A 14615-nucleotide genomic window follows, 5' to 3' on the forward strand; every position below is an offset into this window, starting at 1 on the left:
CACGAACACCGGCGAGGAGAAGGACACCCCATGAGAGTTGCTGCCATCGACTGCGGAACCAACTCCATCCGGCTGCTGATCGCCGACGTTCAGGACAACGGACGGGTCTCCGACGTGGTGCGGCAGATGACCGTCGTGCGCCTGGGCGAGGGTGTCGATGAGACCGGCGAATTCTCGGACGGAGCGCTGGAACGGACATTCGCCGCGGTGGACAGCTACGGGGCGCTCATCCGCCGGCATCACGTGGAGGCCGTGCGCTTCGTCGCCACCTCCGCCTCCCGCGATGTGGCGAACCGGGATGTGTTCATCGCCGGGGTCAAGCAGCGGCTCGGGGTGGAGCCCGAGGTGATCCGTGGCAGCGAGGAGGCCGGGCTGTCCTTCGCCGGCGCCGCCTCGGTGCTGGACTGGGACGCCGAGCGCAAGATCCTCGTGGTCGATCTGGGCGGCGGCTCCACCGAATTCGTGCTCGGCACCTCCGCCGGGGTCGAGCACGCGATCTCCACAGACATGGGCTGCGTGCGCTTCACCGAGCGGCACATGCGCAGCGACCCGCCGACCGACACCGAGACCTCGATGACCAGCTTCGAGACGCTCTCCTTCCTGGAGAACGTCTCCGAGGTGATGCCGCTGCACGAGACCGAGGTGGTCATCGGCGTGGCTGGCACCGTCACCACCGTCGCCGCGCACGCGCTGAAGCTCGAAGACTACGAGCCGGACCTCATCCACGGCGCCGAGATCGACCTCGACACCCTGCACCAGTCGGTGGAGAAGCTTGTCCACTCCACCCGCGACGTCCGCGCCCAGATGCCGATCATGCACCCCGGCAGGGTGGACGTCATCGGCGCCGGCGCCCTGATCTGGGGCACCATCCTGGACTACCTGAACAAGGTCACCCACGGGCGGATCGTCTCGGCGGTCGCCTCCGAGCACGACATCCTCGACGGCATCGCGATGTCCCTGGCGCATTCCCAGACCAGCGCGCGTTCCCAGGCGGACGCCCATCAACCCGAAGGCGCGGAGCAGCCCAGATGACAGCCGGCTCACGCACCCTCGGGGCCGCACTGGCCGCCGGCCTGACCTTCAGCGGCGTGATCCTCGCCGCCCCGGCCGCGAATGCCGATGAGTGGCGCGACCTGCAGTACTGGCTCGAGGACTACGGGATCACCGAGGCCTGGGAGACCACCCGCGGGGAGGGCATGACCATCGCGGTGATCGACACCGGCGTGGACTCCAGCCACCCCACCCTCTCCGGCGCGGTCGTGGGCGGCACCGACGTCTCCGGAGCCGGCGACAACGGTGCCCCGGTGGATCAGATCGCCACCGAGCACGGCACGCTGGTGGCCTCCCTGGCCGCCGGCCGCGGCACCTCCGCGGAGGCGACCGCCGTCGCCGAGCTGGTCGACGAGGACCTCGAAGACCTCGACGACGACGAATGGGAAGACTGGTGGGAGGACTTCGAGACCTCCCTGGAAGACATCTACGGGGAGGGCTGGCAGGAGGAGGTCGACTCCGACGCCCTGGATGAGTTCCAGGAGAGCCGCACGGCACCCCGGGCGCTCACCCGGGACGATGACCCCGACGACGGCGTCGTCGGAGTCGCTCCCGAAGCATCTATCCTCTCGGTCTCCCTGCTGCTCCAGGACCCCAACCCCTATGGCGGGGGCACCGAGGAACAGATCGCCGAAGCCGTGACCTGGGCAGTGGACAACGGCGCGGACATCATCAACATGTCCCTGGGCTCCGGCTTCCAGGAATGGTCCGAAGCCTGGGACGAGGCGTTCCTCTACGCCGAGCAGAATGACGTGCTCGTCGTCGCGGCCTCCGGCAACCGCGCCTCGGGGCACCTCTCGGTCGGCGCGCCCGCCACCATCCCCGGTGTGCTCGCCGTGGCAGGCGTCGATGAGTCCCGCCGGATCAGCGAGGAATCCTCCTCCCAGGGCATCGCCATCGGCATCGCCGCCGCCTCCGAACCCCTGGTCGGAGCGATGCCGGGGGGCGACTATGTGCAGTGGAACGGCACCTCCGGCGCCTCACCGATCGTCGCCGGAGCCGCCGCCCTGGTCTGGGCGGCCAACCCCGACCTCAGCGCACAGCAGGTCAAGCACCGGTTGCTCTCCACCGCAGACTCCCAGGGCGCAGAGGGTGTGGACCCCGAGTATGGCCACGGGGTGCTCGACGTGGCCGAGGCGGTCTCCGGCGAGGTGCCGGCGTTCGAGGCCGCGCAGTACCCGACGCTGGCCGAATGGATCCGAGTCCACCGGCGAGGCGAGGTCGAAGAGCCCGAGCAGAACGAGATCCCTGAGGACGCCGGCGTCGTGGCCGGGCCCGAGGGAGAGCCCCGCGCGATGCCGCAGCCGGGGGAGCCCAGCACCGCCCAGGACTGGGCCGGACCAGTTGCCCTCGGCGCCGCGGCCCTGCTGGTGATCGCTGTGCTCGCCATGGCCGCGATCCATCTGCAGCTTGCCCGCCGCCAGGGGGAGAACTGAGCATCGCGCTCAGGTCCTCCCGCGGCACGAATCCTCACCACCCACCAACGAGCTACGTATAGGATGATGCATATGGCTATTCCACAGACGCTTTCCGCGAAACCCCGTGTCCTCATCGTCGGCGGCGGCTACGTCGGTCTCACCACCGCGCAGCTGCTTCAGAAGAAGGTGAAGGCCGCCGGCGGGATCGTGACCGTCGTCGACCCGATGCCGTACATGACCTACCAGCCATTCCTTCCCGAGGTCGTCGGCGGCCACATCGAGGCCCGCCACGCGGTAGTCTCCCACCGCCGCCACCTCAAGGACTCCGAGATCATCACCGGCAAGGTCACGGCCGTCGATCATGACGGCCGCAGCGCCACCGTGGAGCTCTCCGAAGGTGAGACCGTGGAGCTGCCGTACCAGGACATCATCATGGCCGCCGGCGCCACGACCAAGACCTTCCCGATCGAGGGCCTCGCCGAGCACGGCATCGGCCTGAAGACGATCGAAGAGGCGCTGACCCTGCGCAACCACGTCCTGGAGCGCATCGAATCCGCCTCGGTGATGACCGATGAGAAAGCCAAGTCCCGCGCACTGACCTTCACCGTCGTCGGTGGCGGCTTCGCCGGCATCGAGACCGTCGCGGAGATGGAAGACATCATCCGCGCCGCCGTTGCCGTAAACCCGCGCGTCGGTCAGACCGATGTGCGCATCCTCATGGTCGAGGCCATGGGCCGCGTCATGCCCGAGGTCAGCGAGGATCAGGCTGTCGGCGTCGTCGAGCACCTGCGCGGCCGCGGCATCGAGGTCCTGCTGAACACCTCGCTGGGCTCCGTGGTGGACGGCGAGATGCGACTGGTCAACATGAAGGACAAGTCCGAGGCCGATCGCTTCGAGTCCGACACCCTGGTCTGGACCGCAGGCGTCGCCGCGAACGTCGTGGCCAAGAAGTCCGGCTTCCCGGTGGATCCGCGTGGCCGGGTCACCGGCACCGCCACCCTGCAGATCGCCGATGAAGACGGCAAGGTCCTGCAGAACGCCTGGACCGCGGGCGACATCTCGGCCATCCCCGACCTCAGCGGCGGCGGACTGCCCGACGGCACCTGCGTGCCCAATGCGCAGCATGCCTCCCGCCAGGCCAAGGTGCTCGCGAAGAACCTGCTGGCAGCCAGCTATGGACAGGGCCAGCTCAGCGAGTACAAGCACGACTCCCTCGGGGCTGTGGCCGGACTGGGCATGTTCCAGGGCGTCGGCAACCCGCTGAAGGTCAAGATCAGCGGATTCCCCGCCTGGATGGCCCACCGCGGCTACCACGCGATGGCGATCCCCACGGTGGAGCGCAAGGTTCGTGTGGTCGGCGGCTGGGTCTCCGAGCTCGTACTGGGCCGGGACTACACCCCGGTGCGCGACCTCGAGAGCCCTTACCGGCAGTTCCAGGAAGCAGCCGGCGGCGGCAAGAAGAAGGAAGCCGCGAAGAGCTGACGTGTCAGCATCGATGACGTAGACCAAGAAAGCGGGCTGTCAGTGGCAGCCCGCTTTCTGCCCCCATAGCCCAATCGGCAGAGGCAACCGACTTAAAATCGGTCCAGTGTGGGTTCGAGTCCCACTGGGGGCACCGCCGATGCGACGAGTCCGATCACTGCAGACCAGGAGTGCGGGCCGTCAGCGACGGCCCGCACTCCTGTGTTCCACGCTGTGTCCCATGCGGGTCTTCCCGCGGCTCATGCCTCTGGAAGATCCCTGGGACATCATCAGGTCCTGGTTCTCTGCGTCCGATCAAGCGGATCGGCTCAACACGTTGGGTGCGGGTGCGGGTGCGCGCCAGGTCATAAGTCAATTGTGTGAACGTTCACTTTCCGCTTCGGAAGCAGGGTGCCGGTTGGCTTCAGCGCTGCATCCGGAATGGCTCCAGCTCAGGGGCGGGGCCGGTGGATTCGCGCAGGATCAGCCGACTCACCGGCTTCGTGGGCTCCGGTGCCGGTTCGTTGCGGACCAGTGCGATCAGCCGCTCCATCGCGGAGCGGCCCTGGGATTCCCTGTCCACCACCACGGTGGACAGGGCCGGGATGGCGTATCGCGCGGTGGCCAGGTCGTCCCAGCCGATGACGCTCAGTCGCTTCGGCACCTGCCAACCTCGATCATGCGCCGCGCGGACCGCACCCAGCGCGAGATAGTCATTGGCGGCGATCACCGCGGTGACGCGGGAGTCTTCCTCCAGGCCGCTGATCGCAGCGTATCCAGACTCCGTGGTCCAGTCTCCGCCGCGAATCCCGTGGGATTCGAGTCCGAGCTCCGTGATGCTGCACAGGTATTCATCGCGTCGGGCTCGCGCGGAGGACCAGTCCTGTGGTCCCTCGATGTGCAGGAAGCGGCGATGCCCCATGTCAGCGAGGGTCTGGATGATCTCGCGCAGCACCGAGGCGTCGGCCAGCGGGCCGATCCCGCGCAGCTTGTCATCATATTGGTCGAGGATCGCGAGCGCCGTCGTCGTCGGGGTGCGGGGCTGGTCGCTCATGCCCGGCAGTGCGCCCAGCGACAGGACGCCTTCGAGTCGTCCGGAGTCCAGGAGCTCCTGGGCTCGCCGGGCGCGGTCCTGCGCGGGCCCTTCGATCACCGAGATCTCCATGAAGTAGCCGGATCGACGCGCCACCTTGGCGGCCGCGGCAAGAGTGGGGGTCGGCAGCGCGGTGACCGGGGACGGCAGGATGGCGGCGAGGATGCCGGTCTCCCGGGTGCGCATCGAGCGCGCGATCATGTTCGGTCGGTAGTTCAGCTCCTTGATGGCCGCCTCGACGCGTTCGACGGTGGCGGGCTTGAACGGGCCCCGGTTGTGCAGAAACCGCGACACCGTCTGATGTGAGACCCCGGCGAGGGCGGCCACCTCGTGCAGAGTGGCTGCGCGCGGGGGTGTGCTGGCCATAGGTGTGCTCCTCGGCGGGGTGTGGGACCGGATGTGGACTGTTGCGACGATCCTCGCATACCCATCGTGTGAACTGATCGGGTGAATGTGTTGACAGTCACACTATCGAGTCAATAGCCTCAGGTGGAACGAATCAAGTGATCGTTCACATCACGGGTGTTCGAAGCCCGTCCCCAGTCACCGAGGAGACCGCATGTCTGAGACCGCACACTCACCGACCGGCCGGGGCGCCAAGATCCGGGCCGGGATCATCGGCGCAGGCGGTATCGCGACCATCGCCCACCTGCCCACGCTGAAGGCGCACCAGGATCGGGTGGAGGTCGTGGGCATCGCTGACCTGGATCCCGACCGGGTGACCCAGGTGGCCGATGAATGGGGGATCCCGGGCCGCTTCTCCTCCGCGCAGGAGCTGCTCGATGCCGAGTCTCCCGATCTGCTGATCATCTGCACCCCGCCCTCGGCGCACAAGGACGCCGCCATCCAGGGCCTGCAGTCCGGCGCCTGGGTCTGGTGCGAGAAGCCGCCGGTGCTCACCCTGGCCGAATACGACGCGGTCGCCGCTCAGGAGGTTGAAGGCGGGCCCTACGCCTCCTACGTCTACCAGCACCGCTTCGGCTCCGGCGCGAAGACGCTGAAGAAGCAGGTCGCAGACTCCACGCTGGGTCGACCCCTGGTCGCGCTGTGCAACACCCTCTGGTACCGGCCCCACGCATACTACGACGTGCCCTGGCGGGGGAAATGGGCCACCGAGGGCGGAGGTCCGGCGATGGGCCACGGGATCCACCAGATCGACCTGCTCCTGGAGGTGTTGGGGGAGTGGACCGAGATCACCGCGGTGGCCGAGAAGCTCGACCGCGAGGTCGAGACCGAGGACTTCTCCTCGGCCATCGTGCGCTTCGCCAACGGGGCCATCGCCACCGTGGTGACCAGCGTGATCTCCCCCCGAGAGGTCTCCTACCTGCGCTTCGACTTCCAGGACGCCACCGTGGAGGTGGAACACCTCTATGGCTACGACAACAGCTCCTGGACCTGGACCCCGGCGCCGCACGCGGCCGAGGACCTCGCGGCGGTCGAGTCCTGGGCGCCGCAAGAGAATGTGCCCTCCTCACACAAGCAGCAGCTCTCCGAGCTGCTGGACTCCATGGAGGCCAAGGTTCGGCCGCGCGCCTCCGGAGAAGAGGGGCGCCGCACCCTGGAGTTCATCGCCGCGCTGTATCAGTCGGCAGAGACCGGAGAGACCGTGAAGCGCGCCGAGCTGCGCCAGGACGGCACCTACTACACCGCGATGCATGACGAGTCCTACAGCTACGGAAAGAAGAACTGACCGATGAGCACCGATCAGCAGCACACCGAGACCGCACCCGCCGCCGCGACCGGCTCCGGCGCGAACCCCGCCACCCAGTTCGAGGTCACCGCCGGGGAGAAGGAGATCGCGGTGACCGCCGCCGGCACCGAGATCCTGCGCTACGTCACCCACCCGGACTCCCCGCAGGACGAGGCGCCTAAGCCCTATCTCTACCCGCTGCGATTCCTCGACGGCGGCGAGGCTTCGGTCCGCCGCCCCTGGGACCACCGCTGGCACACCGGACTGCAGTTCACCTGGTCCCACGTGGCGGACCAGAACTTCTGGGGCGGCCCGACCTTCGCCGCCGAAGACGGCTATAAGATGCGCGGCAACCTGGGACGGATGAACCACACCGGCTTCAGCACCGCCCCCAGCGGGGGAGAGGAGGTCACCTTCGACGAGACCCTGGAATGGATCACCTCCCGCGAGGAGCACTGGATCGACGAGCATCGGGTCCAGCGGGTGCACTCCCTGGACACCGCCCGCGGCATCTGGGCCATCGACCTGACCACCGAACTGACCAACGTCTCCGGCCAGACCCTGCCGCTGGGCAGCCCGACGACGGCGGGGCGACCCAACGCCGGATACACCGGTTGGTTCTGGCGCGGGCCCCGTTCTTGGAGCGGCTGTCAGGTGGTCAACTCCGCTGGCGCCGAGGGCGAGGAGAACACCATGGGACAGGTGGCCGACTGGGTGGCCTTCTCCTCCGAGCACGACGACCTCGACGGCGGCGGCACCATCATGGCCTTCGCCGGGACCTCGGAATGCGCAGGGACCTCGCTGCCGCCGATCAAATGGTTCACCCGCACCTCGATCTTCGCTGTGGCCAGCCAGTCACCGGCCTTCGATCAGGAGATCCACCTTCCTGCGGGAGCCACGCTGCGCCTGCACCACCGGTTCCTGTTCATCGCCCGGGTTCTGGAGCCCGAGGAACGCACCCAGATCGGGCAGGAGTTCGCGCTCTGATGAACAGCCAGACTCCTGACCAGGCTCCCGCGCCGCGGGCGCTGCCGAGGTTTCCCGGCGGAACCTCGCTGAGCCACCTGTGCGTCTATGACTGGGAGACCGCCGACGGGCTCCACGGGGGATCGCCCCACCTGCACACGCTCTCCACCGAGGCCTATGTGGTCACCTCGGGGCGCGGCGAGGTGCACACCATCAGTGCGGCCGGGCCGGCGCGCGATGACCTCTCCGCCGGGTCGCTGCTCTGGTTCACCCCGGGCACGGTGCACCGGCTGGTCAATCATGACCAGCTGCAGATGCAGGTGGTCATGTCCAACGCCGGACTCCCCGAGGCCGGCGATGCGGTGCTGACCTTCCCAGAGGAGATCCTCACCGATCCGCAGCGCTATCGGGAGGCCGTGGCGCTGCCGGCCGACGGCGACGACGCTGCTCGGGCTGAGGCGGCGCGAATCCGGCGGGACCTGGCGATCACCGGCTACGAGCAGCTGCTGGGGCGGATCCAGGCTCAGGGCCCGGAGGCGATGCAGCGGTTCCACGAGCTCGCGGTGAACCTGGTCCGACCGCGCGTCGGAGACTGGCAGCAGATCTGGGAGCGCAACGTCGAGGTCGAGACCGAGCGCACCCGGGCCCAGCTGCTCGCGCTGGGCGCGGGGGACGGTGCGCACCTGCACGACGCTGCGGTCATCCGCGGCGAGCCCCGGCCGGAACCGCGGCTGTGGGGGATGTGCGGACGACTCCAGACCTGGACCGGAGAGGACCCGGGTCGGAGGTGACCAGGCGCGGAGCGGGCCGAGGCATCGTCCGGTCCGACCCTGCCGCCGGGTGAGTTCCGACGTCGGGCGCAGGCGATCCTCCGGGGTGGGTTCGGGGCGAGACCGACGCGAGCCTCAGCGCACCCCGCGGGCCGCCAGCGCCTCGGCAGTCTCCTCCGCGTGGCGCAGGCTCATCACCAGAAGCGGCAGCACGGTGGCGCGCGGGGTGGGTCGCATGCCGCGGGCCCGCTGGGCCTCGCGGATATCGGCGTAGAAGGACAGGATCACCGGCACCGACCGGATCGTCAGCGACAGCGCCAATGAGATCCGCTCGGCGCTCAACCCCACTCGCTGCAGCACCGGATCCAGCGGGCGCAAGACCCGTTCGACGCTGGAGAGGATGTCCGAGGTCGCCGTGGTCAGCGTGAACAGTGCGGCCAGCATCACGACGGCGAGCACCCGTGCCACGTTGAAGCCCGCCTCGACGGGGGTCAGGAAGATCAGCTGGGGGATGGTCAGCACCACCACCAGCCACTTCAGTCGCCAGAGCTGGGCGAACAGGCCGCGAAGCCCGATGCCCGAGAGCAGGAAGCCCAGCAGGGTCAGGGTCCAGATGCACAGCAGCACGCCGAGGTTCTCACGGAACACCGAGGCGGCCAGCGCCGCGATGAAGATCCCGAGGAACTTCGCGCCGACCGGCATCCGGTGCAGCAACGAGCTCCCGGGCCGGTAGAGCGGGATCACCGTGGCGGCGCTGGAGCCGGAGGCGTGGCCGCCGGCAGGGTGTCGGCGGACGGGGGTCTGGAGGTCCGAGTCTTGGCGGGCAGGGTTCTGCTGGGCAGGGTCACTGCCGGCGCCTGCGGGCATGTGTGAACGGGGCCGGGTAGGCGCGGGCCAACGAGTGGGTCAGCGCCACGGCGATCCCAGCCTTGAGCAGATCCCCCGGGAGGAAGGCCAGGTTGATCAGCGCCGCCTGCTGAAGGTCGAGTCCCATCTGGAAGGCCATGACCGGAAGGCCGCAGGCATAGACGACCACAATCCCGCCCAGCACAGCGCCTGTGATCGTGCGCCAGGGGCGCAGCGGCCAGGACGCCTGGGTGATCAGGCCCACCAGAAAGGCTCCCGGGATCCAGCCCAGTGCGAAACCAGCACTCGGCCCCGCGAACGCGCCCAGGCCCCCCGAGCCGTGGGCGAGCAGCGGCAGTCCCGCCGCCACGAGCACATGCAGCAGCACAATGGATCCAGCGCCGCGCCAGGGACCCAGCACAGCACCCGCCAGGATCACCCCCAGCGTCTGAAGCGTGATCGGCACCCCTCCGGCCAGAGGGATGGCGGGAAGCTGACCCAGCACTGCGACCAGGGCCGCGAACATCGCCATCTGAGCGATGCTGCGCACCGCAGTGCTGGGGGGAGCCGGAGCTGTGGCGCGGGCCTCCGTCGACGCGGCGGGGGCTGAAGATCTGTTGAACACCGTTCAAATATAACCCGGAGCGGGCTCTCCGTCCGCCTCTGGCAGATTCCCAGGTAATCTCCAGCCCCAACGGGGTGGGCGAGTTAGAATATTCGAGGATTCGTCCCTCACGCGACCGGTCAGAAGGCCGTGACCTGCGGGGGAGGACGAAGAGACATCCACCGAGCACCGATAGGAGTGCGGTCACCCCATGTCCAACCCGATCTTCAACACCGGTGCCTTCCCTGACCAGTTCAGCGAGAAGAAGCGCGAGCGGCGCCGGTTCTACATGAATGACCAGGGTGGCGTGACCGAGCAGTCGCGCCAGAGTCCCGCGCAGGGCCAGCCCTTCGCCGCCCAGTACGGCATGCCCGGCCAGCAGGCAGGCGGCGCCGGGGCGGACCAGCTGAACCGCCAATACATCCTGCCCGATGCCGCCGGCTCCCAGGGTGCGGCGATGACCTATGACGATGTCATCCGCAAGACCGTCACGAGCTTCGCCGTCGTGCTGCTCGGCGCGGCCGGTGCCGTGGCGCTGGGCCTGGTCATGCCCGGCGCGGTCATGGGGCTTGCGCTGGTCGCAGCCCTGGTCGGCTTCGTCCTCGGTCTGGTCAACGCGTTCAAGAAGGAGCCGAACCCAGCGCTGATCCTGGCCTATTCCGCCACCCAGGGCTTCTTCCTCGGCGCGATCACGATGTTCCTGGAGACCCAGTTCCCCGGCATCGCCGTGCAGGCGGTGATGGCCACCCTGGCCGTCTTCGGCACCGTGCTGGCCCTGTTCAAGTCCGGCAAGGTCCGCGCCACCCCGAAGCTGAACAAGATGTTCTTCGTCGCGATCATCGGCTATGCCGTGTTCTCGCTGATGAACTTCGGTCTGATGATGTTCACCGACATGGAGATGTTCGGTCTTCGCTCGGGCTGGTTCGGCATCGCCATCGGCGCCTTCGCCATCCTGCTCGCGACCTACTCCCTGGTGATGGACTTCACCAACATCCAGGAGGGTGTGGAGGCCGGTGTGTCGCAGAAATACGGCTGGGCCGCGGCCTTCGGCCTCACTGTCTCCCTGGTGTGGCTCTACATCGAGATCCTCCGCGTGATCGCGATCATCCGCACGATGGCCGAATAGGCACACCCGAGAACCGAGTCGCTTCTCGCGCTGAGGAGCGCACAGGTATCGACTCCGCGTAACAGATGACGGGCCCGCCCGATGCCCGAGCGCATCAGGCGGGCCCGTCGTCGTATCGCCACCCCTGAGCCATGGCAGGATGTAGCAATGAACACTGTCGAAAAGCTCGAGCTGATGGAGGAGGATGTCCCTCCCCGGATGGCCGAGGAGCAGCGGATCCAGGACGACGTGCCGTGGGGCATCCGGATCGCCGCCGCCTGGTCCTGGCGCGTCATCATCATCCTGCTCTTCGTGGGCGTGCTGATCTGGCTGCTCAGCCACATCTCGCTGCTGCTGATCCCGCTGCTGGTCGCGGCTCTGCTGGCCACGCTGCTGCGCCCGCTGCACAACGTGTTCGTGAAGTGGAAGTTCCCGCGCGTGGTCGCGGCGATCACCACGCTGCTGGTGCTGGTCGGCTTCGTCGCCGGACTCCTCTGGCTCGTCGGGCAGCAGCTGGCCGAGGGATTCGCCGATATGGCCAGCCAGGTCACGGAAGGCCTCTTCGAGCTGGTCACCCTCGCAGAGGAGACCGCCGCAGGCTTCGGCATCGAGATCTCCGCCGATCAGATCAACCAGGGCCTCGAAGAGGGCCTGACCTACCTCCAGGACAACTCTGAGGCGATCCTGGGCGGAGCCATGGCGCTGGGGTCCACCGCCGGCAGCATCGTCGTCGGCGGGATCCTGGCCCTGTTCACGCTGATCTTCTTCCTGGCCGATGGCCGCAAGATCTGGGACTTCCTGGTGTTCTTCGCCCCCGGCAAGCACCGCCCCGCCATCCACGGCGCCGGTCGCCGCGGCTGGACAGCGCTCGGCTCCTATATGCGCGTCCAGGTCTTCGTCGCCGGCGTCGACGCCGTCGGCATCGGCGTGGGCGCAGCGCTGCTGGGCGTGCCGCTCGCGCTGCCTGTGGCCGTGCTGGTCTTCCTGGGCTCCTTCATCCCGATCGTCGGTGCCGTGGTCACCGGTGCCGTCGCCGTGATCCTGGCCCTGGTGGCGAACGGACTGGGCAACGCGCTGCTGATGGTCGGCGTGGTGCTGCTGGTCCAGCAGATCGAGTCCAACATCCTGCAGCCCATCGTGATGGGCAAGGCCGTGCGGCTGCACCCGCTGGCCGTCATCCTCGCGGTGACCGCCGGCACCACCCTGCTGGGCATCGTGGGCGCGCTCTTCGCCGTGCCGGTCCTGGCCTTCGTCAACCGGGCCGCGCAGTACCTCGTGAAGGAGGAGTGGCGCGGGGACCCCGAGGCCAAGGCGATGGAGAAGCTGGAGAAGGAAGAGGCGATCAAGCGCGCCGCCCAGAAGGAGGTCCAGGAGGCCGAGGAGCAGGCCTCGCTGGCGAACATCACCCGCCGGCTCAAAGAGACCATCCCCGGTCTGGACCCCGAGCGGCGCGGCTTCGGCCGACGCGGCGACCCAGCCGCGGGGCAGGTCACCCGCACCGAGACGCACACCGAGGCCGGCACCCGCCCGCACCCCGACACTGAGGCCGCAGCGGCTGAGACGGGGAGCGGACCGCAGACACGAACAGAGACCGTAACCGACACCCATCCCGAGGATGAGGGCAGACGAGAATGACTCAGATCCAGCACAGGCCCAAGGCAGGCACCCGACCAGGTGCGCAGCTGAGCGTCCAGATCGAGGACATCGAAGCCGCGCAGGCGCTGCTGGCCGACATCATCGTGCGGACCCCGATGGAGCACTCACGCGCCCTGGGCCGTCTCGTGGACGCCACGGTGCACCTGAAGGCGGAGAACCTCCAGCGTGCCGGGTCCTTCAAGGTGCGCGGCGCATACGTGCGCATGGCACGGCTCTCCGAAGAGGAGAAGGCGCGCGGCGTCGTCGCGGCCTCTGCCGGCAACCACGCCCAGGGTGTGGCGCTGGCGGCCAAGAAGCTGGGCATCACCGCGAAGATCTACATGCCCCACGGAGTGGCGCTGCCCAAGCTGGCCGCCACCCGTGACCACGGCGCCGAGGTCATCCTGCACGGGTCCAACGTCGACGAGGCCCTCGCCGAGGCGCAGCGGCACTCGGACGAGACCGGCTCGGTCTTCATCCACCCGTTCAACAACACCGACGTCGTCGCCGGCCAGGGGACCATCGGCCTGGAGATCCTGGAACAGCAGCCCGAGGTGGACACCGTCATCATGGGCATCGGCGGGGGCGGGCTGCTCGCCGGCTCCGCCGTGGCGATCAAGCAGCAGGCGGCAAGGCTGGGCCGCGAGGTCAAGATCATCGGCGTCCAGGCCGAGAACGCGGCCGCGTACCCGCCCTCCCTCGCCGCCGACGCGCTGGTCCCGATCAAGGGAGTTCGCACCATCGCTGACGGCATCGCGGTGGGCCGTCCCGGGGAGATCCCGTTCGAGATCATCAAGGACCTCGTGGACGAGGTCGTGACGGTCAGCGAAGACGCGATCGCCCGCGCGCTGATCTTCCTGCTGGAGCGCTCCAAGATGGTCGTGGAGCCCGCTGGAGCCGTGCCCGTCGCTGCGCTCATGGAGGGCAAGCTCGCCGATCTGGGCATCAGCCCGAAGAACGTGGTCGCCGTGCTCTCCGGAGGAAACATCGACCCGATGCTGATGCTGCGCGTGATCCAGCACGGCCTCTCCGCCGCCAACCGGTTCCTGACCGTGAAGATGATGCTCAAGGACCTGCCCGGCGAGCTGGCGACGATCTCTCAGATCATCGCCGACGCCGACGCGAACGTCACCGGGGTCGATCACAGCCGGATCGGTGGGGCGCTGTCCATGGGGGAGGTCTCCATCGTGATCAACATGGAGACCAAGGGTGCCGAGCACTCCGAGAAGGTGCTCAACCGACTGCGCGCCCAGGGCTACGAGCCCATGGTCCCGCAGCACTGAGCTTTTTCGGCCGCGTGAGCCGACGCACCGGCCCGAAAACGACGGCGGCCCCCTCCGAGTGGAGGGGGCCGCCGTCGTTTTGCTGCGTTGCTGTGTCTGCGGTGATGATCAGCCGCGGTACGGCTCGGCGGAGAGGATCTCCACCGGGATGTCCTTGCCGTTGGGAGCGGAGTAGCTGAACTTGTCTCCGGGCTTGGCGCCGTTGATGGCCTCGCCGATCGGGGAGCGCTCGGAGTAGACCTCCAGGCCTGAGTCTCCGGCGATCTCGCGGTTGCCGAAGAGGAACTTGATCGTGTTGTTGGCGATCTTGGCCTCGACGAGCATTCCTGGGACCACGGTGTCACCGGTGGGAGCCTCGCCGACGTAGGCGTTCTCCAGCAGATCGTTGAGGTAGCGGATGCGTGCCTCGGCCTTGCCCTGCTCCTCCTTGGCGGCGTGGTAGCCGCCGTTCTCCTTGAGGTCGCCTTCTTCGCGGGCGGACTCGATGCGGTCAACGATCTCCTGGCGACCGGGTCCGCTGAGGTGCTTGAGCTCGCCCTTCAGCCGATCGTAGGCCTCCTGGGTCAGCCACTGAGCGTTCTCGTCGATCTCGGGGGTGTTCGTTGACACTGTTCATCTCTCCTTATTCATGCAAAGACCCCGCCGTGGGACGGCATGGTGTTCGGCCTTGAGCCCGGAACATGCCTCGGCGGGG

Annotated in this window: 13 protein-coding genes and 1 tRNA gene; 10 read left to right on the top strand and 4 right to left on the bottom strand. The window is 68.2% G+C overall.

All coding sequences use genetic code 11. The features are described 5' to 3' along the window. Positions 1-30 precede the first annotated feature (30 nt). From ACHAA4_RS11190 to ACHAA4_RS11205, 4 genes are all read left to right on the top strand, one after another. Positions 31-1032 carry a Ppx/GppA phosphatase family protein gene (locus ACHAA4_RS11190; protein WP_435774254.1) on the top strand — a complete coding sequence of 334 codons (1002 nt, stop codon included), beginning with the start codon at positions 31-33 and terminating at the stop codon, positions 1030-1032. Beyond that, on the top strand, positions 1029-2486 hold the full coding sequence (locus ACHAA4_RS11195) for a S8 family peptidase (RefSeq protein WP_435774255.1): 1458 nt from the start codon (positions 1029-1031) through the stop codon (positions 2484-2486). The genes ACHAA4_RS11190 and ACHAA4_RS11195 overlap by 4 nt, the downstream gene beginning before the upstream one ends. A 72-nt stretch (positions 2487-2558) precedes the next feature. Further along, positions 2559-3950 (top strand): NAD(P)/FAD-dependent oxidoreductase, encoded by a 1392-nt coding sequence (locus ACHAA4_RS11200; protein WP_435774256.1) that lies wholly within the window; start codon positions 2559-2561, stop codon positions 3948-3950. A 59-nt stretch (positions 3951-4009) separates the two neighbouring features. After that, a tRNA-Leu gene (locus tag ACHAA4_RS11205) sits at positions 4010-4083 on the top strand. A 270-nt stretch (positions 4084-4353) separates the two neighbouring features. Here ACHAA4_RS11205 and ACHAA4_RS11210 read toward each other — a convergent pair. Continuing rightward, the gene (locus ACHAA4_RS11210; protein ID WP_435774257.1) at positions 4354-5388 is read right to left on the bottom strand and encodes a LacI family DNA-binding transcriptional regulator; all 1035 of its coding nucleotides are present in this window, start codon (positions 5386-5388) and stop codon (positions 4354-4356) included. 193 nt (positions 5389-5581) lie between these two features. On the opposite strand from ACHAA4_RS11210, the gene ACHAA4_RS11215 reads away from it, so the two are divergent. From ACHAA4_RS11215 to ACHAA4_RS11225, 3 genes are read left to right on the top strand one after another with little or no spacing between them, the layout of a single operon-like run. Beyond that, positions 5582-6712 (top strand): Gfo/Idh/MocA family protein, encoded by a 1131-nt coding sequence (locus ACHAA4_RS11215; protein WP_435774258.1) that lies wholly within the window; start codon positions 5582-5584, stop codon positions 6710-6712. A 3-nt stretch (positions 6713-6715) separates the two neighbouring features. Beyond that, on the top strand, positions 6716-7699 hold the full coding sequence (locus ACHAA4_RS11220; protein WP_435774259.1) for a DUF6807 domain-containing protein: 984 nt from the start codon (positions 6716-6718) through the stop codon (positions 7697-7699). Then, the gene (locus tag ACHAA4_RS11225; protein ID WP_435774260.1) at positions 7699-8469 is read left to right on the top strand and encodes a cupin domain-containing protein; all 771 of its coding nucleotides are present in this window, start codon (positions 7699-7701) and stop codon (positions 8467-8469) included. The genes ACHAA4_RS11220 and ACHAA4_RS11225 overlap by 1 nt, the downstream gene beginning before the upstream one ends. Positions 8470-8583: 114 nt before the next feature. On the opposite strand, the gene ACHAA4_RS11230 is transcribed toward ACHAA4_RS11225, so the two are convergent. Next, positions 8584-9315, bottom strand: a complete 732-nt coding sequence (locus ACHAA4_RS11230; protein ID WP_435774261.1) for an energy-coupling factor transporter transmembrane component T family protein — start codon at positions 9313-9315, stop codon at positions 8584-8586. Further along, a complete protein-coding gene (locus tag ACHAA4_RS11235) occupies positions 9293-9919 on the bottom strand; it encodes a biotin transporter BioY (protein ID WP_435774262.1) in 627 nt (208 codons plus the stop codon). Before ACHAA4_RS11235 ends, ACHAA4_RS11230 begins: the two co-directional genes overlap by 23 nt. Positions 9920-10109: 190 nt before the next feature. Here ACHAA4_RS11235 and ACHAA4_RS11240 point away from each other — a divergent pair, with 190 nt between their 5' ends. The 3 genes from ACHAA4_RS11240 (at position 10110) to ilvA (ending at position 13921) form a co-directional block, all read left to right on the top strand. After that, the gene (locus ACHAA4_RS11240; RefSeq protein WP_435774263.1) at positions 10110-11024 is read left to right on the top strand and encodes a Bax inhibitor-1/YccA family protein; all 915 of its coding nucleotides are present in this window, start codon (positions 10110-10112) and stop codon (positions 11022-11024) included. Between the two features lie 147 nt (positions 11025-11171). After that, positions 11172-12638 carry an AI-2E family transporter gene (locus ACHAA4_RS11245; RefSeq protein ID WP_435774264.1) on the top strand — a complete coding sequence of 489 codons (1467 nt, stop codon included), beginning with the start codon at positions 11172-11174 and terminating at the stop codon, positions 12636-12638. Continuing rightward, positions 12635-13921: a threonine ammonia-lyase gene (gene ilvA / locus ACHAA4_RS11250; protein ID WP_435774265.1), complete on the top strand. Its 1287-nt coding sequence runs from the start codon at positions 12635-12637 to the stop codon at positions 13919-13921. The genes ACHAA4_RS11245 and ilvA overlap by 4 nt, the downstream gene beginning before the upstream one ends. 108 nt (positions 13922-14029) lie before the next feature. Here ilvA and greA read toward each other — a convergent pair whose 3' ends face one another. Continuing rightward, a complete protein-coding gene (gene greA / locus ACHAA4_RS11255; protein ID WP_435774266.1) occupies positions 14030-14530 on the bottom strand; it encodes a transcription elongation factor GreA in 501 nt (166 codons plus the stop codon). Positions 14531-14615 lie beyond the last annotated feature (85 nt).

This window comes from Nesterenkonia maliinae, assembly GCF_051262655.1.
Classification (GTDB): Bacteria; Actinomycetota; Actinomycetes; order Actinomycetales; family Micrococcaceae; genus Nesterenkonia.